This is a genomic window from Nonomuraea rhizosphaerae, assembly GCF_019396405.1.
Classification (GTDB): domain Bacteria; phylum Actinomycetota; class Actinomycetes; order Streptosporangiales; family Streptosporangiaceae; genus Nonomuraea; species Nonomuraea rhizosphaerae.
Genome location: NZ_JAHKRL010000239.1, coordinates 1 through 20,035, shown reverse-complemented (window position 1 = coordinate 20,035; position 20,035 = coordinate 1). Strand labels below are relative to the sequence as shown.

At 71.5% G+C, this 20,035-nt stretch carries 21 protein-coding genes; 7 read left to right on the top strand and 14 right to left on the bottom strand.

Annotation, left to right across the window (positions count from 1 at the left end):
• Positions 1-373 (bottom strand): hypothetical protein (locus tag KME77_RS11980; RefSeq protein ID WP_219465800.1); only part of this gene is annotated, 373 nt, incomplete at its 3' end.
• Positions 374-461: 88 nt separating this feature from the next.
• Here KME77_RS11980 and KME77_RS30650 point away from each other — a divergent pair.
• A complete protein-coding gene (locus tag KME77_RS30650; RefSeq protein WP_219465798.1) occupies positions 462-1,127 on the top strand; it encodes a Clp protease N-terminal domain-containing protein in 666 nt (221 codons plus the stop codon).
• Here the strand turns inward: KME77_RS30650 and KME77_RS11970 are convergent.
• The gene (locus KME77_RS11970) at positions 1,119-2,141 is read right to left on the bottom strand and encodes a GNAT family N-acetyltransferase (RefSeq protein WP_219465796.1); all 1,023 of its coding nucleotides are present in this window, start codon (positions 2,139-2,141) and stop codon (positions 1,119-1,121) included. The genes KME77_RS30650 and KME77_RS11970 overlap by 9 nt on opposite strands.
• A gap of 84 nt (positions 2,142-2,225) precedes the next feature.
• Here KME77_RS11970 and KME77_RS11965 point away from each other — a divergent pair, with 84 nt between their 5' ends.
• From KME77_RS11965 to KME77_RS11945, 5 genes are all read left to right on the top strand, one after another.
• Positions 2,226-3,632 carry an NAD(P)/FAD-dependent oxidoreductase gene (locus KME77_RS11965; protein WP_219465794.1) on the top strand — a complete coding sequence of 469 codons (1,407 nt, stop codon included), beginning with the start codon at positions 2,226-2,228 and terminating at the stop codon, positions 3,630-3,632.
• A gap of 17 nt (positions 3,633-3,649) precedes the next feature.
• Positions 3,650-5,254, top strand: a complete 1,605-nt coding sequence (locus KME77_RS11960; protein ID WP_219465792.1) for an amidohydrolase — start codon at positions 3,650-3,652, stop codon at positions 5,252-5,254.
• Positions 5,255-5,333: 79 nt separating this feature from the next.
• Entirely contained in the window at positions 5,334-5,789 is a 456-nt protein-coding gene (locus tag KME77_RS11955; protein WP_219465790.1) for a hypothetical protein, read from the top strand.
• Between the two features lie 27 nt (positions 5,790-5,816).
• Positions 5,817-6,539, top strand: coding sequence for a hypothetical protein (locus KME77_RS11950; RefSeq protein WP_219465787.1), 723 nt, complete (start codon positions 5,817-5,819; stop codon positions 6,537-6,539).
• On the top strand, positions 6,532-8,214 hold the full coding sequence (locus KME77_RS11945) for a hypothetical protein (protein WP_219465786.1): 1,683 nt from the start codon (positions 6,532-6,534) through the stop codon (positions 8,212-8,214). The genes KME77_RS11950 and KME77_RS11945 overlap by 8 nt, the downstream gene beginning before the upstream one ends.
• Before the next feature lie 100 nt (positions 8,215-8,314).
• Here KME77_RS11945 and KME77_RS11940 read toward each other — a convergent pair whose 3' ends face one another.
• The 5 genes from KME77_RS11940 to gap all read right to left on the bottom strand — a co-directional run bounded on the left by KME77_RS11940 (position 8,315) and on the right by gap (position 12,031).
• Positions 8,315-8,659 carry an RNA polymerase-binding protein RbpA gene (locus tag KME77_RS11940; protein ID WP_219465784.1) on the bottom strand — a complete coding sequence of 115 codons (345 nt, stop codon included), beginning with the start codon at positions 8,657-8,659 and terminating at the stop codon, positions 8,315-8,317.
• 71 nt (positions 8,660-8,730) lie between these two features.
• Positions 8,731-8,961, bottom strand: coding sequence for a preprotein translocase subunit SecG (secG, locus tag KME77_RS11935; protein WP_219465783.1), 231 nt, complete (start codon positions 8,959-8,961; stop codon positions 8,731-8,733).
• Positions 8,962-9,060: 99 nt separating this feature from the next.
• On the bottom strand, positions 9,061-9,843 hold the full coding sequence (tpiA, locus tag KME77_RS11930) for a triose-phosphate isomerase (protein ID WP_219465804.1): 783 nt from the start codon (positions 9,841-9,843) through the stop codon (positions 9,061-9,063).
• Positions 9,840-11,027 carry a phosphoglycerate kinase gene (locus tag KME77_RS11925; protein ID WP_219465781.1) on the bottom strand — a complete coding sequence of 396 codons (1,188 nt, stop codon included), beginning with the start codon at positions 11,025-11,027 and terminating at the stop codon, positions 9,840-9,842. The genes tpiA and KME77_RS11925 overlap by 4 nt, the downstream gene beginning before the upstream one ends.
• Complete coding sequence (gap, locus tag KME77_RS11920) at positions 11,027-12,031, bottom strand: type I glyceraldehyde-3-phosphate dehydrogenase (protein ID WP_219465777.1); 1,005 nt, start codon at positions 12,029-12,031, stop codon at positions 11,027-11,029. Before gap ends, KME77_RS11925 begins: the two co-directional genes overlap by 1 nt.
• A 281-nt stretch (positions 12,032-12,312) precedes the next feature.
• Between gap and KME77_RS11915 the strand changes: the two genes are divergently transcribed.
• Positions 12,313-12,822, top strand: a complete 510-nt coding sequence (locus KME77_RS11915) for a hypothetical protein (protein ID WP_219465774.1) — start codon at positions 12,313-12,315, stop codon at positions 12,820-12,822.
• Between the two features lie 270 nt (positions 12,823-13,092).
• Here the strand turns inward: KME77_RS11915 and whiA are convergent, their stop codons facing one another.
• From whiA to KME77_RS11880, 7 genes are all read right to left on the bottom strand, one after another.
• Complete coding sequence (whiA, locus tag KME77_RS11910; protein WP_219465771.1) at positions 13,093-14,073, bottom strand: DNA-binding protein WhiA; 981 nt, start codon at positions 14,071-14,073, stop codon at positions 13,093-13,095.
• A 72-nt stretch (positions 14,074-14,145) separates the two neighbouring features.
• Positions 14,146-15,114 (bottom strand): gluconeogenesis factor YvcK family protein, encoded by a 969-nt coding sequence (locus KME77_RS11905; protein WP_219465803.1) that lies wholly within the window; start codon positions 15,112-15,114, stop codon positions 14,146-14,148.
• 137 nt (positions 15,115-15,251) lie between these two features.
• Positions 15,252-16,127 carry an RNase adapter RapZ gene (rapZ, locus tag KME77_RS11900; protein WP_219465769.1) on the bottom strand — a complete coding sequence of 292 codons (876 nt, stop codon included), beginning with the start codon at positions 16,125-16,127 and terminating at the stop codon, positions 15,252-15,254.
• A 22-nt stretch (positions 16,128-16,149) separates the two neighbouring features.
• Positions 16,150-18,084, bottom strand: coding sequence for an excinuclease ABC subunit UvrC (gene uvrC / locus KME77_RS11895; RefSeq protein WP_372451168.1), 1,935 nt, complete (start codon positions 18,082-18,084; stop codon positions 16,150-16,152).
• A 171-nt stretch (positions 18,085-18,255) separates the two neighbouring features.
• On the bottom strand, positions 18,256-18,663 hold the full coding sequence (locus KME77_RS11890; RefSeq protein WP_308250672.1) for a Rieske (2Fe-2S) protein: 408 nt from the start codon (positions 18,661-18,663) through the stop codon (positions 18,256-18,258).
• A 74-nt stretch (positions 18,664-18,737) separates the two neighbouring features.
• The gene (locus tag KME77_RS11885; protein ID WP_219465766.1) at positions 18,738-19,190 is read right to left on the bottom strand and encodes a Rieske (2Fe-2S) protein; all 453 of its coding nucleotides are present in this window, start codon (positions 19,188-19,190) and stop codon (positions 18,738-18,740) included.
• Between the two features lie 225 nt (positions 19,191-19,415).
• On the bottom strand, positions 19,416-19,817 hold the full coding sequence (locus KME77_RS11880; RefSeq protein WP_246609611.1) for a Rieske (2Fe-2S) protein: 402 nt from the start codon (positions 19,815-19,817) through the stop codon (positions 19,416-19,418).
• Between the last annotated feature and the right edge of the window lie 218 nt (positions 19,818-20,035).

The following is a 20,035-nucleotide window of genomic DNA, read 5'->3' as shown; positions in this document are numbered from 1 at the left end:
CCCCCACCACGGCGGCGTCGAGCGTCCGCTCAGCCTCGGCCGCCGCGCCGGCCGACAGGCCCGGGTCCCGCCTGACCAGCCGCGACAGCCTGCCGGCCAGCTCGCCGCGCCGCCTGGTCAGCTCCGCCAGCGCGTCGGCGTCGTGCGCCTGCCACGCCTCCCGCAGCTCCCGGCCCAGCTCCAGCAGCTCGGCGAGGTCATCGGGGTGCTCGCGGGACAGCCGGTTCACGGCCGCCGCCGACACGGTGGGCCTGCGCAGCGCGGTGATCTCCCGCGACAGCCGTACGTCGCCGGCGTCCTTGGCGGAGCGGGCCTCGGCGGCGCGGGCGGCGGTGAACTCGGACGGCGGGAGCGCGTACAGACGATCGGCCACCTCGTCAAGATCCACACAGGACAGATACCCCACATCGGCTGGTTTGTAGCGCATAGTGGAGGCACGCCACTCGAACGGAGGCCGTCTGGTGTTCGAGCGCTTCACCGACCGCGCCCGCAGGGTCGTCGTCCTCGCGCAGGAGGAGGCGAGGATGCTGAGCCACAACTACATCGGCACCGAGCACGTCCTGCTGGGCCTCATCCATGAGGGCGAGGGCGTGGCCGCGCAGGCTCTGGAGAGCATGAGCGTCGAGCTGGACAGCGTGCGCGCGTTCGTGCAGCGCGAGGTGGGCCAGGGGTCGACGTCCCCGAGCGGGCACATCCCGTTCACGCCGCGCGCCAAGAAGGTGCTGGAGCTGTCGCTGCGCGAGGCCCTGCAGCTGCGTCACAACTACATCGGCACCGAGCACATCCTGCTCGGCGTGGTCAGGGAGGGCGAGGGCCTGGCCGCCCACGCGCTGGTCGACGCCGGGGTGGACCTGGAGGAGCTGCGGCAGCAGGTGCTGAGACGGCTCGCCAAGGGGTCGAAGGACCGGCCGGACGTGCTGGCGGCCTTCGGCGGCGCAACGGTGCTCGGCGACCGGCTGACGCAGATCCTGGAGTCGCTCCAGCGCATCGAGCGCCACCTGGGCATCCAGCAGCCCGACCAGCAACCGGGCCAGCAGCCGGGCCAGCAAACGGGCCAGCAAACGGGCCAGCAAACGGACAAGGCCCCGGATGAGCGGGAGCCCCCGGAGGAGAGCGCGTCAGGCTGAGGCCAGCGCGCCCACCGGCAGCCTGGCCTCGACGACGCCCGGGTCCTCGGTGTAGCCGAGCGTGGCGCCCAGCGTCAGCAGCATGCGCCGCATCCGTACGTTGTCGGACAGCATCGTGGCCTTGACCTCGGCGTAGCCGAGGTCGCGGGCCTCGCGGACCAGCATCCGGGCCATCGCCGTGCCCAGACCGCGCCCCTGCCAGCGGTCCTCGACCAGGAAGGCCATCTCGGCGATGCCGGGATCGGGGGTGAACATCAGGTTGGCCATCGCCACCACCTGGCCGTCGTGCCCCGCGACGAGCGAGTGGCCGCGGCCGCGGTCGACGAGCCGCTCGAACATCCGCTCGGGCAGCGCGGGCATCGAGGTGAAGTAGCGGAACCTGCGCGCCTCGGGCGAGCAGCGGTCGTGCAGGTCGCGCACGGCCTCGCGGTAGATGGAGGTGAGCGGCCGGACGGTGACCTCCTCGCCGTCGGCCAGCCTGACCACCGGCTCGCCCGCGGCCCGCTCGGCCGGTGGCTGCGCCAGGCGGACGAAGGAGGCCGCCCTGGCCGCCTCGGTCAGCGTGAAGGGCAGCTCGGCGCGGCGCAGCCGGACGGCGCGCCTGGGGGCCACGGGGACCACGAGAAGGGTGGGGTCGGGGAGGTCGCTCACCGCTTCACCATAGATCCACCGGGCATCGTCCGCGCGCAGCAGCTCGGCCAGGAACTCCGGCAGCCGCCACGGCGTGGCCCGCAGCCGGGAGGCCAGCAGCAGGGCGCGGGTGGGCTCGTCGGTCAGCTCGTGCGCGGTCGCCGCGACCACCTGGACGCGGCGCCCGCCCGCCGCCTCCAGGGCCTCGCGCACGGTCTCGGGACTGGCGGGGATGTCGGCGACGAACTCGTCGACCGTCCCGTCGGTGTCGGACTGCACGCTCAGGCCGAGGATGTTGCCGCCCCTGGAGGCCAGGGCCGCGGCCAGGGAGGCCAGCCGTCCCGGCCGTTCGTCAACCGTGGTGCGAATGCGCAAGAATCCCATGAGGCCTAGGATGCCGACCGGCTGTTACGTGGCCGCTAACACGATGTTCGTAACATGTTGCGGCGTATAGCAGGATATGTGGCCATGAACGAGGGTTTCTCCCTGTCGTCCGATTTCGTCAACGGCGACGTGTCCTTCTGGTACCGCTCCATCGGCGTGCCCGCGCCCGATCGGCGCCTCGACGGCGACCTGCGGGCGGACGTGGTGATCGTCGGCGCCGGCTACACGGGCCTGTGGACCGCGTACTACCTCAAGCGCGCCCGTCCGACGCTGGACGTGATGGTGCTGGAGAAGGAGTTCGCCGGGTTCGGGGCGTCGGGGCGCAACGGCGGCTGGCTGACCGGCGACCTGGCCGGCTCCCACGAGCGCTACGCGAAGACGCACGGCGTCGAGGGGGCGCGGCGGCTGCAGCGCGAGATGTACGCCTCGATCGACGAGGTGATCGAGGTCTGCGAGAAGGAGGCCATCGAGGCCGACGTCGTCAAGGGCGGCGTGGTCAACGTGGCCCGCACCCCCGCGCAGGCGGCGCGGCTGCGCGCCTCGGTCGCGGCCGCGCGGGCGTGGGGCATCGGCGAGGCGGACCTGCGCCTGGAGGATCCCGGCGAGCGGCTGCGGGTGGCCGGGGCGGTGGCCGCCTCCTGGAGCCCGCACTGCGCCCGGATCCAGCCCGCCAAGCTGGTCCAGGGCCTGGCCAGGGCCGTGCGCGACCTGGGGGTGGAGATCCACGAGCGGACGCCGGTCACGGAGATCGCCCCCGGACGGGCCGTCACGCCGTACGGGACGGTGCGGGCGCGGCACGTGATCCGCGCGACCGAGGGCTTCACCGCGCGGCTGAAGGGGCTGCGGCGGCAGTGGCTGCCGATGAACAGCTCGCTGATCGTCACCGAGCCGCTGCCCGCCCCGTTCTGGGAGTCGGCGGGCTGGCAGGGCTCGGAGCTGCTCGGCGACATGGCCCACTACTACATGTACGCCCAGCGCACCGCCGACGACCGCATCGCCTTCGGCGGGCGCGGCCGGCCCTACCTGTACGGCTCGCGCGTCGATGCCAGGGGCCACACGCACGAGCGGACCGTCGAGGCGCTCTGGCGGCTGCTGGTCGACTTCTTCCCCGCCGCGGCCTCCTCCTCGGTGGCGCACGCCTGGTCGGGGGTGCTGGGCGTGCCGCGCGACTGGTGCTCGGCCGTGCACCTGGACCCGTCCACCGGGCTCGGCTGGGCGGGCGGCTACACCGGGCACGGCGTGACGACCGCGAACCTGGCCGGGCGCACGCTGCGCGACCTCGTCCTGCGCGACCTGACGCTGGGCGGTCCCACGGCGCTGACGGAGCTGCCGTGGGTGGGGCGCAGGGTGCGGGCGTGGGAGCCGGAGCCGCTGCGCTGGCTGGGTGTGCACACCATGTACCGGCTGTACCGTATCGCCGACCACCGCGAGCGGTCGATGCCGCGCACCTCCGCGCTCGCCCGCCTCGCCGACTTCATCACCGGACACTGAATCTTTCGAGGGCACGGATGCACACACTCTTTCGCGGCGGACGGGTGTTCACCGCCGCAGGCGGCGGCTTCGCCGAGGCCGTGCTGGTACATGACGGCGTGATCGCGGCCGTCGGCGATGAGCGCGACCTGGCGGCGCTCGCGCCCCGCCACGAGACCGTGGACCTGGCGGGCGGGCTGCTGACCCCCGGGTTCACCGACGCGCACATGCATCCGGTGCAGGCGGGGCTGGAGCGGGCCAGGTGCGACCTGTCGGACGTGTACGGCCTCGACATTTACCTATCGGTCATCGCCGACTATGCAACGAAAAATCCAGAAAAAGAGTGGATCGACGGCGGCGGGTGGGACATGTCCGCCTTCCCGAACGGCCTGCCGCACCGCGACCAGCTCGCCTTCCTCGACCGCCCCGCCTACCTGATCCAGCGCGACCACCACGCCGCCTGGGTCAACGCCCGCGCCCTGGAGCTGGCCGGCATCACCGCCGCCACCCCCGACCCGGCCGACGGCCGCATCGAGCGCGACGCGGGCGGCACGCCCAGCGGCGTCCTGCACGAGGGCGCGATGGACCTGGTCGGCCTGCTCACCCCCCGCCCTGCCGCCCAGGACCTGGAGCTGGCGCTGGCCGAGGCGGAGCGGCACCTGTTCTCGCTGGGCATCACCGGCTGGCAGGACGCCATCGTGGGCTCGTACGCGGGCTCGGTGGACCAGCTGCCCACGTATCTGTCGGCTGCCCGGTCCGGCACGCTGCGCGCCCGCGTGGCGGGGGCGCTGTGGTGGGACAGGACCCGCGGCCTGGAGCAGGCCGAGGACCTGCTCGCCCGGCGCGCCGCGGCCGAGGGCCTGGACAGGTTCCGGGCCGGCTCGGTGAAGATCATGCAGGACGGCATCACCGAGAACTTCACCGCCGCGACGCTGGAGCCGTACTGCCTGTGCGGCGGCACCGGCCTGTCGTACGTCGACCCGGTCGAGCTCAGGACGTACGTGGCCGAGCTGGACAGGCTCGGCTTCCAGGTGCACTTCCACGCGATCGGCGAGCGGGCCGTGCGCGAGGCGCTGGACAGCTTCGAGGGCACCTCGCCCGCCAACCGGCACCACATCGCCCACCTGCAGATCATCGAGCCGTCGGACGTGCCGCGCTTCGCCGCGCTCGGCGTGACGGCCAACCTGCAGCCGCTGTGGGCCACCCACCACGCGCAGATGGACGAGCTGACGCTGCCGTTCCTGGGCGAGCCGCGCTCGTCGTGGCAGTACCCGTTCGCCGACCTGCTGGCGCGCGGCACACGCTTCTGCGCGGGCAGCGACTGGCCGGTCTCCGACGCCGACCCGCTCCAGGGCATGCACGTGGCCGTCAACCGCACCGAGCCCGGCGGCTCGCCGCACGCCGACTACCCGACCGCGCAGCAGCCGTTCCTGCCCGGGCAGCGCCTTGACCTGGCGACGGCCATGACGGCGTACACGGCGGGCTCGGCCTGGATCAACCGCTCCCCCGCCGGGGTGATCGAGCCGGGACGCCCGGCCGACCTGGTGGTGCTGGACCGCGACCCGTTCGCGCTGCCCCCGGCGGAGATCTGGACGACGCGGGCGCGCATGACGTTCGTGGACGGGGTCGCCGTCCACGGGTAGGCGGGTGCGCGTTCCGGTGCTACGGAACGCGCACCTCGCCCGGGTACGTTCGGCCTCCCAGAGTCGAGGGGAGACCGACATGCTCGTACGGCGTACGTGGGCCGTCGCGGCGCTCGCCTGCGCGACGGCGGTGACCGTCCCGGGTGTCGCCCAAGCCGCGACACAAAGCGGAACACAGGTGGTGATCTCCTCCAGGCGCGGCTGGCAGGACACCGGCGTCCACGTGTTCGCGGGTGATCGCGTCAGGGTCCGGCAGGTCGGCGGGAGCTGGACCGTGGACAGCGGCACCTTCCCGTGGGTGGACGCGGCGGGCTACGACCGGGGCACCGACGCGCACATCTTCCAGGGCTGCAAGGTCCGCGCCGACGCCACCTACGGCAGGCTCCTGTCGAAGGTCTCCGGCGGCACCCGCCGCCTGGGCCCGCGCTGGAGCTGGTACGCCCCCAGATCGGGCCGCCTCTTCCTGAGGATCAACGACCAGCAACGCTGCCTCGGTGACAATGCGGGCGCCCTGATCATCAGGATCTGGCACTGACCGCGAGGCCGGGAGTGTAATGACCGTGTGACCGGGACACACGGCAAACGCGTGGTGGTCGTGGACGACGACGACATCAGCCGCACCGGCATCGTCGCCCTGCTGTCCGGGACGCCGGGCGTGGAGGTGGTCGCCGGCCTCGGCCACGAAGCCGCGCTCACCCGGCCGTGGGACGACGTCGACGTGGTGCTGGTGGACGCCGCCGACGAGCGGCGGCCCGACGACCACTTCCCCGGCGTGGCCGTCGTCGAGTCCGTACGCCGGACCAGGAGCCGCCGCCAGACCACGGTCATCGTCCTCACCGGGCACTTCCTCGACGGCGCGGTGCGCCGCCGGATGCGGGAGGCCAGGGCCGACTACTTCTACCACCGCAGCCAGCTCGGCGACGCCGGCCGCCTGCGGGCCGCGGTGCTGCGGCCCGAGGGCGGCGTGCCCGGCCCGGCCGACCCCGAGGAGGAGATCAGGCACGGCGTCTCGGCCGCCAGCCACGTCAACGCGGCCGTCGCGCACGCGCTGGCCGAGGACCTGCCGCGGCGGCTGCGCGAGCGGGCCCGCCCGCGTTCGCGGGCGTGGGGCCGGGTGCGGGAACGGTTCAACCGGCGGGCCGGGCTGGCGGTCATGACCTCGGACGGGCGGGCGCCCGACCGGGAGCAGTCGCTGCCGTCCCTGCCGCAGATCGCCCGTTTCCTGGCCTGGGCGACCCGGGTGAAGACCCCGCCCGTCCCTCCTTTCCCGCCCGCGGATGAGTGAGCCGGCGGCGCGTTCCACCTCCTTCACGGCGATCCGCCTGTTCCTCAACCTCCGGCTGGCCGCGCGGGTGACGATCTGCGTGACCCTGTGGGAGCGGCTCACCCCTCCCGTGGCGCTGGCCTGCCTGATCGGCTCGTGCCTGTACGACGTGCTGGTGTTCCTCGGCCTGCGGCGGTGGGCCGTCCCCGTGCCGGCGCGGCTGGTGATGGACGTCGCCGACGTGGCCGCCTGGTCCGCGATCGCCGGGGACCCGATCGACGCGCCGTCCTTGCTGGCCGCGCCCCTGGCCTACGAGCTGGCCCTGGAACGTGGCTGGAGGGCCCTCGTCGTGCCCCTGACGGCCGGGACGGCGGCCAACCTCGCCCTGACTGTGGCGGGCTGGCCGTACAGCCTCTCGCCCTTCCTGCTGCCCGCGGGCGGGGTGGCCGGCGGCCTGTTCATCGCCCGCTACCTGGACGGACGGCTGCGGCAGCGGCAGCGCGTGGCCGCCGCGGAGCGGGAGGCGGCCAGGAGCCAGGCCGAGCTGGCCGGCAGGCACAGCGTGGCCGTCGGCGCCGACACCGTCGTGGACCTGCTGACCCGCACCTGGCCGCTGCTGGCGGGCCCTGACCGGACCGCCGCGTCGCCGCTGTCGGCGTGGCGGCAGCGGCTGGCGGAGGAGACGGCCGACCACGCCGAGTACCTGGCGGTGGCGCTGATGCGCTGGGAGCAGCGCCACAACCTGGCCAGCCCGGACCTCGCCCGCGACGTGGAGTTCAGGCCGGTGCGGGGCGCCTCGCTGCTGCTGTCCCCCGCGCAGGTCGCCGCGCTGGAGGCCGCGCTGGAACGATCGCCGCCCGCCGGCGTCGTCGCCGTCGCCGTGGACACGCCGCGTCCCCTGGGACGGCGGCAGGAGCTGCGGATCGGCGGCGCGAAGGTCGTCCTGCCGGAGGACGCCGGCCCGCGCACGCCGCCGTTCGACGGCGGGCCCATCGCCATCGGGCTGGGCGCCATCGGCTCGCTCAGCCACTCCTACCGGGACATGGACGGCGTGCCGCTGCCCTTCAGCGCCGCCCTGACCGTGGCCGGGCTGCTGACCGCCCTGTGGTGCCACCGGCGGATCGCCGTCCGCGGCACGTCCGCGCACGGGCGGGTGATGGCGGCGGGGCTGGCGTTCGGGGCGGTGGACGCGGTGGTCTCGACCTCGCTCATGCAGACGATGGCCGCCGGCGGGCTGACCCGGATGCCGTTCCTGCACGCGATGATGTTCGTCTTCCCGCTGACGGTCATGTACTGGCGCGACCTGCCGCGCCACTCACGGGCCTGGGCCGTCGCGGGCGCGGCCTCGATCGTGGCCGGGTGCGCCTGGCTGCTGCCGGTGCCCCTGCACTGGGCGGACCTGGCGGGGCTGGTGTGGCCGCTGGCGTTCTCGATCGGCGCCTCGGGCGTGCGGGACCTGCTGGACCTGGACACCTCCGGCCTGGACCACGATCTGGCCGCCGAGCACGCGGCGGCGGTGCGCGAGGGCTACCTGAGCGGGCGGGCGGACGTGCTGCGGCTGGTGGAGGAGGCCGCCGAGGAGGCCACGCGCCGGTTGCGGGCCGACCGCGCCTCGCTCGACCCGGCCTTCCTGCCGGAGATCGAACGCCGCCTCCACCAGGTCAGGCAACGCGTCTCGGCACTCCGCTCCCCCTGACGAGGCGGCCACCTTGACGGGCGGCCACCTGACCATGATCTACAGACGCCGAAGGGCCCCGACGCCACCGCCGGGGCCCTTCGCCGAGAACCGGTACGCCCTACCAGGGGGACTTGTTGTTGCGCAGCCGCTCCAGCGCTTCCTCGAGGATCGCCTTGCCGTCCTTGTCGCTCCTGCGCTCCTTCACATAAGCGAGGTGCGTCTTGTACGGCTCGTTCTTGGGCGGGGCAGGCGGGGCCTGCTCGTCCTGGCCGGCCGGCAGGCCGCAGCGGGGGCAGTCCCATGTCTCGGGCACTGCCGCGTCGCTGGCGAAGCTGGGACGCGTCTCATGCATGTTGGCGCACCAGAACGAGACCCGCACTCTCGGAGCCGCCTCGCCGCGCTCGGCCTCCCCCATCGGGCCGGCGCCGACTCGGCTGCCACGGATCGCGTTGCCACTACCCACGGATGAACTCCTCGCTCGATCGCCCCGTGACGAAGCACGGGGAGAGAATCACTGTCACGCGTCAACCAGGCTCAGGGCCGCAGAAGCAGGCCCAGAGCGATGATGCAGACGAACCAGATGGTGCCCGTGATGACGGTCAGCCGGTCGAGGTTGCGCTCCACCACCGAGGAACCACCGAAGTTCGACGAGAAGCCGCCGCCGAACATGTCAGAAAGGCCGCCACCCTTGCCCTTGTGGAGCAGGACGAGCAGGATCATGAGACAGCTCGCCAGGATGAGGGCGATGGAGATTCCGATTTCCACGGTATGCCTAGTCCTTCAATGGTCTGTTACGCGTGACGATTCAAACTTGCTTCTAGAGGGTACGGCCTGTTGTCAAGTCGCACCCCCGGAACGCTTCAGTTAGGCGGACATATCGGAGAACCGGCAAATCTTGACGAACTCCGCCGCATCGATGCTGGCGCCTCCCACAAGCGCGCCGTCGATGTCGGGTTTCGCCATGATCCCCGCGATGTTGCCCGACTTCACTGACCCTCCGTAGAGGATACGGACCGCAGAGGCCACTTCGGGGGCGTACAGCTCGGCGAGTCTGGCTCGCAGCGCTCCGCAGACCTCCTGGGCGTCCTCAGGGGTGGCCACCTCGCCGGTGCCGATCGCCCACACGGGTTCGTAGGCCACCACCATCGATTGTGCCTGCTCAGCCGAGATCTTGCGCAGTCCTGCGTCAAGTTGGCCCAGACTGTGTGAGACGTGCTCGCCCGCCTGGCGTACGGGCAGGCCCTCGCCCAGGCACAGGATCGGCGTGATCGAGTGGCGGAAGGCGGCCTGCACCTTGGCGTTGACCAGGTCGTCGTCCTCCTGGTGGTACTGGCGCCGCTCGGAGTGGCCGGCCAGCACGTACGAGCAGCCGAGCTTGGCCAGCATCGCGCCCGAGATCTCGCCGGTGTAGGCGCCCGCGTCGTGCTGGGAGAGGTCCTGGGCGCCGTGGACGATGCGCAGCTTGTCGCCGTCGATGAGCGTCTGGACGCTGCGCAGGTCGGTGAACGGCGGCAGGACGGCGACCTCGGCCTTGTCGAAGTCCTTGTCGGCGAGGGCGAAGGCCAGCTTCTGGACCAGGGCGATGGCCTCGAGATGGTTGAGGTTCATCTTCCAGTTGCCGGCGAACAGCGGCTTTCTCACGGTCAGTCCTCCAGCGCGGCGAGTCCGGGGAGGGTCTTGCCCTCAAGGTATTCGAGGCTGGCCCCGCCCCCGGTGGAGATGTGCGAGAAGCCGTCCTCGGGCAGGCCCAGCTTGCGCACGGCGGCGGCCGAGTCGCCGCCCCCGACGACGGTGAACGCCTCGGCGCCGATCAGCGCCTCGGCCACGGCCTTGGTGCCGCCGGCGAAGGCGTCGAACTCGAAGACGCCCATGGGCCCGTTCCAGAACACGGTGCGGGCGTCGGCCAGCTTGGTCGCGAACAGCTCACGCGTCTCGGGCCCGATGTCGAGGCCCTCGCGGTCGGCGGGGATCTCGGTGGCCCGCACCACGTCGTGGGGCGCGTCCTCGGCGAAGTGGGTGGCCGCCAGCACGTCCACCGGCAGCACCAGGTCGACGCCGCGCTCGGCCGCCTCGTTGAGGAAGCCGCGCACCTGGTCGAGCTGGTCCTCCTGGAGCAGCGACCTACCGACCTCGTGGCCCTGGGCCTTGAGGAAGGTGTAGGCCATGCCGCCGCCGATGACCAGCCGGTCGACCTTCTTGAGCAGGTTGGCGATGACGCCGAGCTTGTCGGAGACTTTCGCGCCGCCCAGCACCACCACGTAGGGGCGCTCGGTGTCCTCGGTGAGCTTCCGCAGCACCTCGACCTCGGCGACCACCAGCCCGCCGGCGGCGTGCGGCAGCAGCCTGGGCACGTCGTAGACGCTGGCGTGCTTGCGGTGGACCGCGCCAAAGCCGTCGCCGACGTAGAGCTCGGCGAGCCCGGCCAGCTTCTCCGCGAACGCGCCGCGCTCGGCGTCGTCCTTGGACTCCTCGCCGGGCTCGTAGCGCAGGTTCTCCAGCAGGGCGACCTGGCCGTCCTGCAGCCCGCCGACCGTCTCGCGGGCGCTGTCGCCGGTCACGTCGGAGGCGAAGGCCACCTCCTGGCCGAGCAGCTCGGCCAGGCGCGCGGAGACGGGCTTGAGCGAGAACTCAGGGTTGGGCCTGCCCTTGGGGCGGCCCAGGTGAGCGCAGACGACGACCTTGGCGCCACGGCCCACCAGGGCCTTGATCGTGGGCACGGAGGCGCGGATGCGGCCGTCGTCGGTGATCGTCTCACCGTCGAGTGGGACGTTGAGGTCGGCGCGCACGAGCACGCGCCGGCCCTTGACGTCGAGATCGTCGATCGTACGCATCAGAGGTCAGCGCCCACCAGCTGGATGAGGTCGACGAGGCGGTTGGAGTAGCCCCACTCGTTGTCGTACCAGCCGACGACCTTCACCTGGTTGCCGATGACCTTGGTCAGGCCGGCGTCGAAGATGCAGGAGTGCGGGTCGGTGACGATGTCGCTGGAGACGATCTCGTCCTCGGTGTAGCTGAGCAGGCCCTTGAGCGGGCCCTCGGCGGCGGCCTTGAACGCGGCGTTGACCTCCTCGGCGGTCACGTCGCGCGAGACGTCGACGGTCAGGTCGGTGGCCGAGCCGGTGGGGATCGGCACGCGCATCGCGAACCCGTCGAGCTTGCCCTTCAGCTCCGGCAGCACCAGGCCGATGGCCTTGGCCGCGCCGGTCGAGGTGGGCACCACGTTGACGGCGGCGGCGCGGGCGCGGCGCAGGTCCTTGTGCGGGCCGTCCTGCAGGTTCTGGTCCTGCGTGTAGGCGTGGATCGTGGTCATCAGGCCCTTCTCGATGGTGAAGGTGTCGTGCAGGACCTTCGCCAGCGGGGCCAGGCAGTTGGTGGTGCAGGAGGCGTTGGAGATGATCGTGTGCTTGGCGGCGTCATAGGTGTCGTGGTTGACGCCCATCACGATCGTGACGTCCTCGTTCTTGGCCGGGGCCGAGATGATGACCTTCTTGGCGCCGTTGTCGGCGTGCACCTTGGCCTTGGCGGCGTCGGTGAACAGGCCGGTCGACTCCAGGACCACGTCGACGCCCAGGTCGGACCAGGGCAGCTTGCCGGGGTCGCGCTCCTCGAAGACCTTGATCGCCTTGCCGTCGACGGTGATCTCGTCGCTGGAGGCCTTCACCTCGTAAGGCAGGCGGCCGAGAATGCTGTCGTACTTCAGCAGGTGGGCGAGCGTCGCGTTGTCGGTCAGGTCGTTGACCGCGACGATCTCGATGTCCTTGCCGCTGGCGGCCACGGCGCGCCAGAAGTTGCGGCCAATGCGGCCGAAGCCGTTGACGCCTACGCGGATGCTCACGGGAACCGATCTCCTCGTACGTGATGGCGGGCTGAAACCTCAACCACGAACCCTATCGGACCTAAATTGGTTTAGACCACTGCAGGGCCCATACCGCGAATCGGCGATCCGGCGGCGCATTTTGCGAGGTTCGAGTAAAGTGCCCGACTCATCAGAGTAAATTCCGGCATTCTCTGGGGGCTGAGATGTCAAGACCTAGATCCGGATTGCTGTCCGGCCTGGTCACAGGCCTGATAGCCACGGTGTTATGCGGAGCGGGGTACGGGGCCCTGCTCTTCTTTTTGCGGGAACAGGTGACCAGCCAGGTGTGGCTGGAGTCGGCGGAACTCGGCGTTGGAACCTTCCTCGCCGGCGTGATCATCGGCTGGGCGGTCCGCCGCCGCAGTCTCCTGCTTCCCTTCGTCTCGGTGGTGTACGCGTGCCTGGCCCTGGCGCTGGGCTTCATCGCCGAGTCGACGTACTGGCTGTCGCTCCAGGGACAGCCGGTCAGCTTCGAGACGGCCTACAAGGTCACCAACACGCTCCTGATCCTGGTGCGTTTCGACTGGGCCTATTGGGTCGTCGCGGCCGTCGCCGCGCTGCCCGCCTTCGTCCTTCCCCTCGTACGGGCTGTCCGCCTGCGACGCCGTCCCAAGCCATCGGACGACTCCCCGCAGCAGGAGGAGCAGCAACAGCAGCAGCAACCGGAGGCGGAGCCGGAGTACCGGGGCTCGTTCGAGCCGTTCCAGCCCCCGGCCCCCCGCCCCACGGGCAACCTGTTCACCCCGAGGGACGAGTCAGGCCAAGCCTGAGAACCCCGGCCCTGACCTGAGAAGCCACCTCCGGCCAGGGCCCGCACCTCCCCTGACGGCCGCACGACGAGGGCGCTGCTCCGGCCAGGGCTCGAACTCCTCGAACGGCCCACTGTGCGCACGTCACGGCGCCCGGCCGGGGAACCGGAGGAGCGTGCCCCTGGAGGGAGCCCGGCCCCGGTCGGCGGGTGGGGCCGGCCCATGCCGGCCGTAAGAGAAGAAGACCTCCCGCACCACACGCATCGCACATCGCCCCGCGCCGACGGGCGCTCACTGGGCGAGCATGTCCACGGTGAGGTTGGCCTCGGTGTTGGGGATGCCCAGGTCGGACGCCCGCTTGTCGGCCATCGCCAGCAGCCGCCGGATCCGCCCCGCGATGGCGTCCTTCGTCAGCGGCGGGTCGGCGATCTGCCCCAGCTCCTCCAGGGACGCCTGCTTGTGCTCCACCCGCAGCCGCCCCGCCACCACCAGATGGTCGGGCGCCTCCTCCCCCAGGATCTCCAGCGCCCGTTGCACCCGCGCGCCGGCCGCCACCGCGGCCCGCGCCGAGCGCCGCAGGTTCGCGTCGTCGAAGTTGGCGAGCCGGTTGGCCGTGGCCCGCACCTCGCGGCGCATCCGCCGCTCCTCCCAGGCCAGCACGCTGTCGTGCGCGCCGAGCCGGGTCAGCAGCGCGCTGATCGCGTCGCCGTCGCGCACCACGACCCGGTCCACGCCGCGCACCTCGCGCGCCTTGGCGTGGATCTTCAGCCGCCGCGCCGAGCCGACCAGCGCCAGCGCCGCCTCGGGCCCCGGGCAGGTGACCTCCAGCGACATGGAGCGCCCCGGCTCGGTCAGCGACCCGTGCGCCAGGAACGCCCCGCGCCAGGCCGCCTCCGCGTCGCAGGCGGCCCCCGCCACCACCTGGCGGGGCAGGCCGCGCACCGGACGGCCGTGGTTGTCTATCAGGCCCGTCTGCCGGGCGAGCGCCTCCCCGTCGCGGTAGACGCGCACCACGTAGCGCGACCCCTTGCGCAATCCGGCGGGCGCGAGCACGAGCACCTCCGCCTTGTGCCCGAACACCTCACCGATGTCCTTGATCAGCCGCCGCGCGGTGGCGTTGGTGTCGAGCTCGGCCTCGATCACGATGCGCCCGCCCACCAGGTGCAGGCCGCTGGCGAACCGCAACAGCGTCGACACCTCGGCCTTCCTGCAGCAGGGCTTCAGCACCGGCAGTCGGCTCAGCTCGTCCTTCACCACACCCGTCATCGCCATAAGCGTTAGTCCTCCCCCATCCAGACCGGCTTCATAGCAGTCTCTCGCACCTTCGCGCCACGCCGACCAGGATCAACGCTTCTGGAGGAAAATCTCGTCCAGGACGGAGGCAAGACGTCGTGGGTCGTGGCGGGCGGAGCCGTCCGAGGTGGCCACGTCCGCCATGACGAGCCGTCCGCCGAGCGCGGCAGCGGCCTTCTCCAGCGCGTCGGGGTCGTCGACCACGCCGGTGTCGGCCAGGACGATGTCGACGGGCAGGCCGGGGGCGTGCTGGCGGAGCACCTCCAGGTGCTGCTGGGGGGAGAAGTCGTCGGTCTCGCCCGGCTGCGGGGCGAGGTTGAGCGTGACCAGCCGCCTGGCCTTCGACTCGTGCAGCGCCCTGGCCAGCTCGGGCACCTTCAGGTGCGGCAGCACGCTGGTGAACCACGACCCCGGCCCGAACACCAGCCAGTCGGCCTCCAGCACCGCCTCCACCGCCTCGGGCCGCGCGGGCGGGTCCTCGGGCACCAGCGAGATCGCCTGCACCCTGCCGGGGGTCAGCGCGCACGCCACCTGCCCGCGTACGGTCGAGGTGACGCCGTCGAGCTCGACCTCCGCCACGATGTCGAGCGGCACCGAGGCCATCGGCAGCACCCTGCCGTGGGCGCCGAGCAGCCGCCCCACCCAGTCGAGGCCGGCGACGGGGTCGCCGAGCAGCTCCCACAGCGCCACGATGAGCAGGTTGCCGACGGCGTGGCCGTGCAGGTCGCCCTCGCTGCGGAAGCGGTGCTGGACGACCTCGCTCCAGGTGCTGCCCCACTCGTCGTCGCCGCACAGCGCGGCCAGCGCCATGCGCAGGTCGCCCGGCGGCAGCACGCCGAGCTCACGCCTTAACCTGCCGCTGGAGCCGCCGTCGTCGGCCACGGTGACGACCGCGGTCAGCTCGCCGGTGACGGCCCGCAACGCCGACAGCGAGGCGTAGAGCCCGTGCCCGCCCCCCAGCGCCACCACCCGCGGCCCGACCGGTGACTCCCCGCCCGCGAGCACGCCATCACCCGGCATCACGTCACCACCTGGAACAGCACCGCCCGGAGCAGCAGCACCGCCGCCCGCAGGCGCGCCACCACCCGGCACCGCGCCACCATCCGCACGCGCGCCACCGCTCAGGGCCGTGTCGAGTGCGTTCGCGCCGTCATCGGTCACTCCCGCCCCACATCCCGGTGGCTCACCTGGACCTCCATCCCGCGGTCCCGCAGGCGGCCGGCGACCTGTTCGGCCATCGCCACGCTGCGGTGCTTGCCGCCCGTGCAGCCCACCGCCAGCGTCGCGTAGCTCTTGCCCTCGCGCGCGTAACCGTTGGCCACGACCTGCAGGACCTCCTCGTAGGCGTCCAGGAACTCCTTGGCCCCCGGCTGCCCGAGCACGTAGTCGCGCACGGGCGCGTCGAGCCCGTTCATCGGCCGCAGCTCGGGCACCCAGTGCGGGTTGGGCAGGAACCGGCAGTCGACCACGAGGTCGGCGTCGACCGGCAGCCCGTACTTGAAGCCGAAGGAGACGACGTTGACCCGCAGCCCGGGCCGGTCCTCGCCGCCGAAGTAGTTGACGATCTTGTTGCGCAGCTCGTGGACGTTGTGCGAGGAGGTGTCGATGACCAGGTCGGCGTTGGCCCGCACCTCGCGCAGGATGCCGCGCTCGCGGGTGATGCCGTCCACCAGCCTGCCCTCGCCCTGGAGCGGGTGGGGCCGGCGCACGTTCTCGAACCTGCGTACCAGCTCCTCGTCGCTGGCCTCCAGGAACACCACGCGCACCCGCACGCCGCGGCCTTCGAGCTCCTCGATGGCGGCGTTGAGGTCGGTGGTGAAGGCGAGGCTGCGCACGTCGACGACGGCGGCCACCTTGTCGGCGGCCAGCTTGACCTTGCCGGCCTCCTCGGCCATGGCGAACAGCAGGCCCGGCGGCAGGTTGTCGATCACGAACCAGCCCAGGTCCTCCAGGGCCTTGGCCGCGGTGCTGCGCCCCGCCCCGGACATGCCGGTGACGATGACGAACGCCGGCTCTGTGCTGGTGCTGCTCACTGCCTCACTCCGTTCGGCGGACTCACTGTCCCTCCTCCTTCAGCGTCGACGCGATCACCTCGGCGATGGCCGGGCCGATGCCGGGGACCTGGCAGATCTCGGCCGCGGTGGCCTCGCGCAGCTTCTTCACGGAGCCGAAGTGCCTGAGCAGCGCCTGCCGGCGGGCCGGGCCGAGGCCGGGCACGGTGTCGAGCGCGCTCTCCTTCACGGTCTTGGACCTCTTGGCTCGATGGTAGGTGATGGCGAACCTGTGCGCTTCGTCACGTACGCGTTGCAGCAGGTAGAGGCCCTCGCTTGAACGAGGCATGATCACCGGTTGGTCGTCGCCGGGCAGCCACACCTCCTCCAGCCGCTTGGCCAGGCCGCACACGGCGACGTCGTCGATGCCCAGCTCGTCCAGCGCCCGCTGGGCGGCGGCCGCCTGCGGGCCGGCGCCGTCGACCACGACCAGGTTGGGCGGGTAGGCGAACTTGCGTGGTTTGCCGGTCTCGGGGTCGATCGGGCCGCTCGACCCCTCGGCCTGGTCGTCGGCCGCCAGCTCGCCGGTGGCCGAGCGCTCCTCCAGGTAGCGCCGGAAGCGCCGCTGGATGACCTCGTAGATGGAGGCGACGTCGCCTTCCTTGGTCTTGACGGCGAAGCGCCGGTATTCGGACTTGCGGGCCAGGCCGTCCTCGAAGACCACCATCGAGGCCACCACGTTCTCGCCCTGCAGGTGGGAGACGTCGTAGCACTCGACGCGCAGCGGCGCCTGGTCGAGGTCGAGCGCGTCGGCGATCTCCTGCAGCGCCTTGCTGCGGGTGGTCAGGTCGGCGGCCCGGCGGATCTTGTGCTGGGCCAGGGACTCCTTGGCGTTGCGCTCGACGGTCTCCATCAGCGCCTTCTTGTCGCCGCGCTGCGGCACCCGCACCTCGACGCGGGCACGGCGCTGCTCCGACAGCAGCTCGACGATGGCCTCGACGTCGGGCGGCGCGGACGGCACAAGGACCTCGCGGGGCATCGACTCGGCCGTGGCGTCGCCGTACATCTGCAGCAGGAACTGCTCGACCAGCTCGCCGGGCGAGCTCTCCTCGACCTTGTCGACCACCCAGCCGCGCTGGCCGCGGATGCGCCCGCCGCGCACGTAGAAGACCTGGACGGCGGCCTCCAGCGGGTCCTCGGCCAGGGCGATCACGTCGGCGTCGGTGCCCTCGCCGAGCACGACGGCCTGCTTCTCCAGCGCGCGCTGCAACGCCTGGATGTCATCGCGGAGTCTGGCGGCCCGCTCGTACTCCTGCTCGGCGGCGGCCTCGCGCATGTCGCGTTCGAGGCGCTTGATGAAGCGGCTGGTGTTGCCGGCCATGAAGTCGCAGAAGTCCTCGGCCAGCTCGCGGTGCTCCTCGGGGGTGACCCGGCCGACGCACGGGGCCGAGCACTTGTCGATGTAGCCGAGCAGGCAGGGCCTGCCGATCTGGCCGGCCCGCCTGAAGACGCCGGCGCTGCACGTGCGCACGGGGAAGACGCGCAGCAGCAGGTCGACCGTCTCGCGGATGGCCCAGGCGTGCGAGTAGGGGCCGAAGTAGCGGGTCCCTTTGCGCTTGGCGCCCCGCATCACCTGCACGCGCGGGAAGTCCTCGCCCATCGTGACGGCGAGGTAGGGGTAGGACTTGTCGTCGCGGTACTTGACGTTGAAGCGCGGGTCGAACTCCTTGATCCAGGAGTATTCGAGCTGCAGCGCCTCGACCTCGGTGCCGACCACCGTCCAGTCGACGTCGGCCGCGGTGGTGAGCATGGACTGGGTGCGCGGATGCAGCGCGGAGAAGTCGGCGAAGTAGGAGTTGAGCCGCTGCCGCAGGCTCTTGGCCTTGCCGACGTAGATCACCCTGCCGTGCGCGTCCCTGAACCGGTAGACCCCCGGGGAGTCGGGGATGGAGCCTGGCCGGGGCCGGAAACTCAGAGGGCTGCGCGCTGATCTCGCCACGTTCAAAGAGTATCGGCCCTCACCGACAAGCAAGCCCGCCGTACCGGCTGACGAGGTGCCCGCCGTGCCGACCGGCGAGGCAACCGGCCGCCGGCCGACGAGGCGGCCCGCCGCGCCGGGCGACGAGGTAGCCCGCCGTACCATCCGTCCAGATACGGCGGGGCTGGAGCCTCAGGCGAGCGTGATCTGGTCGCCGTCCACCTTGATCTGCTGCTCCGGCAGCGGATCCTTGGCCGGCCCCGCGGTGACGGAACCGTCCTCGATCTTGAACTTGCTGCCGTGGCAGGGGCAGTCGATCGTGCCGTTCGCGACACTGGCCACCGAACACCCCTGATGCGTGCAGACCGCGCTGAACGCCTTGAACTCGCCCGACGTGGGCTGCACCACCACCACCTTCTGATCCTTGAACACCGTCCCACCGCCGACGGGAATGTCGGAGGTCTTCCCGAGTGCGCCGCCCCCCGCGGGGGCGCTCGACTGCGACGCGTCCGCCGAAGGCTGCGCCGCGGATGTGTTGTCACCGCCGCCGCAAGCGGCCAGCGCCAGTGTCAGGCCACCCGCGCCCACACCCGCGATCACCGCTCTGCGACTCTGAAGGTCATCTCGCATGCGCTCACCCAACCGCACGCAGGTGAGAAATTCATGAGGACTCGCTACGCCAGGGTGATCTTGCCCCCCGAGACCTTGATCTTCTTTTCCGCGAGCGGCTCGGAGGCGGGCCCGCCCGCGACGGAACCATCCGAAATCTTGAACTTGCTGCCGTGGCACGGGCAGTTGATGGTGCCGTCGGCGACTTCGTCGACCGTGCAGCCCTGGTGGGTGCACACGGCCGTGAAACACTTGAACTCGCCGTCCGACGGCTGAGTCACGACCACCTTCTGGCCCTCGAAGACCTTTCCACCACCGCTGGGGATGTCATCGGTGTTCGCGAGCGCCTTGGCGGCGGTTTTCTTCTTCTTCGGGGCCGCGGACGACGGCTCGTCGGCCGCGGGCTCCTCACTCGCTTGGGTCGTCGGGGAACCGTAACTCGCGCAAGCGGTCAGAACCACCGCGAGCCCGGCGCCTCCGGCCCCAAGCATCACCGTCCGGCGCGTCGTTTCGGTCATGGTGCGTCCTCCCAGGTCTAGTTCTCACTTCAGTTACGGCCAGCGCACTGACGCCGGTTCAGCGTGCCGTGCCTCGATCGTGTGAACCACGCAGAATTACCTGTTCAGACCATGTGCGAAGCCGCCCACAGGTTGGGGCACCCGATTCACCGGCCCCGAACCGCCCCTTCCTCGGCGCCCGGGCCGCCGCCTCGCCGGCCCTCGAGCCGCCGCTTCGGGCGGCGCTCAGGCCACCACGACGCCGTCGCCCACGACCTTGACCTGGTAGGCCATCAGCGGCGTGGTCGCGGGCCCCTTGAGCGCCTTGCCGCTGTCCGCGGCGAACTGACTGCCGTGGCAGTTGCAGGTGATCACGTTCTCCTTGGGTGAGCCGACCGCGCACCCCTTGTGCGTGCAGACCGCGCTGTAGGCCTTGAAGACGCCCTTGGCCGGCTGAGTGACCACGATCTTGTACTGCTGGACGACGATGCCGCCGCCCACCGGCACGTCGGCCGTCTTGGCGAGGACCTTGCCCTTGATGCTCTGCACAGGCTCGGCCTTGGCGCCACCGCTGCAGCCCGCGAGGGCCAGCCCGCAGGCTGCGACCCCGGCCGCTCCCAACGCCTCACGCCGGCCGATTTCGGGCATGGCAATGCCCGGCTCCGTACTCGTCATGATGCCTGACCCTTCCCCGTGGCCCCTGACCTTTCGCAGGTCAGGCCCCTACCGACCCTTTAACTGTATGGCCGACCCCCCTCGGTCCCCCTTTCGGGTCCGCCCTCAGCTACCCGAGCCAATAGCAACAACACATAACCGGACAAATGGCCACAGAACGCCCACACCCATGAGAGCGGCCCCGTGCGATG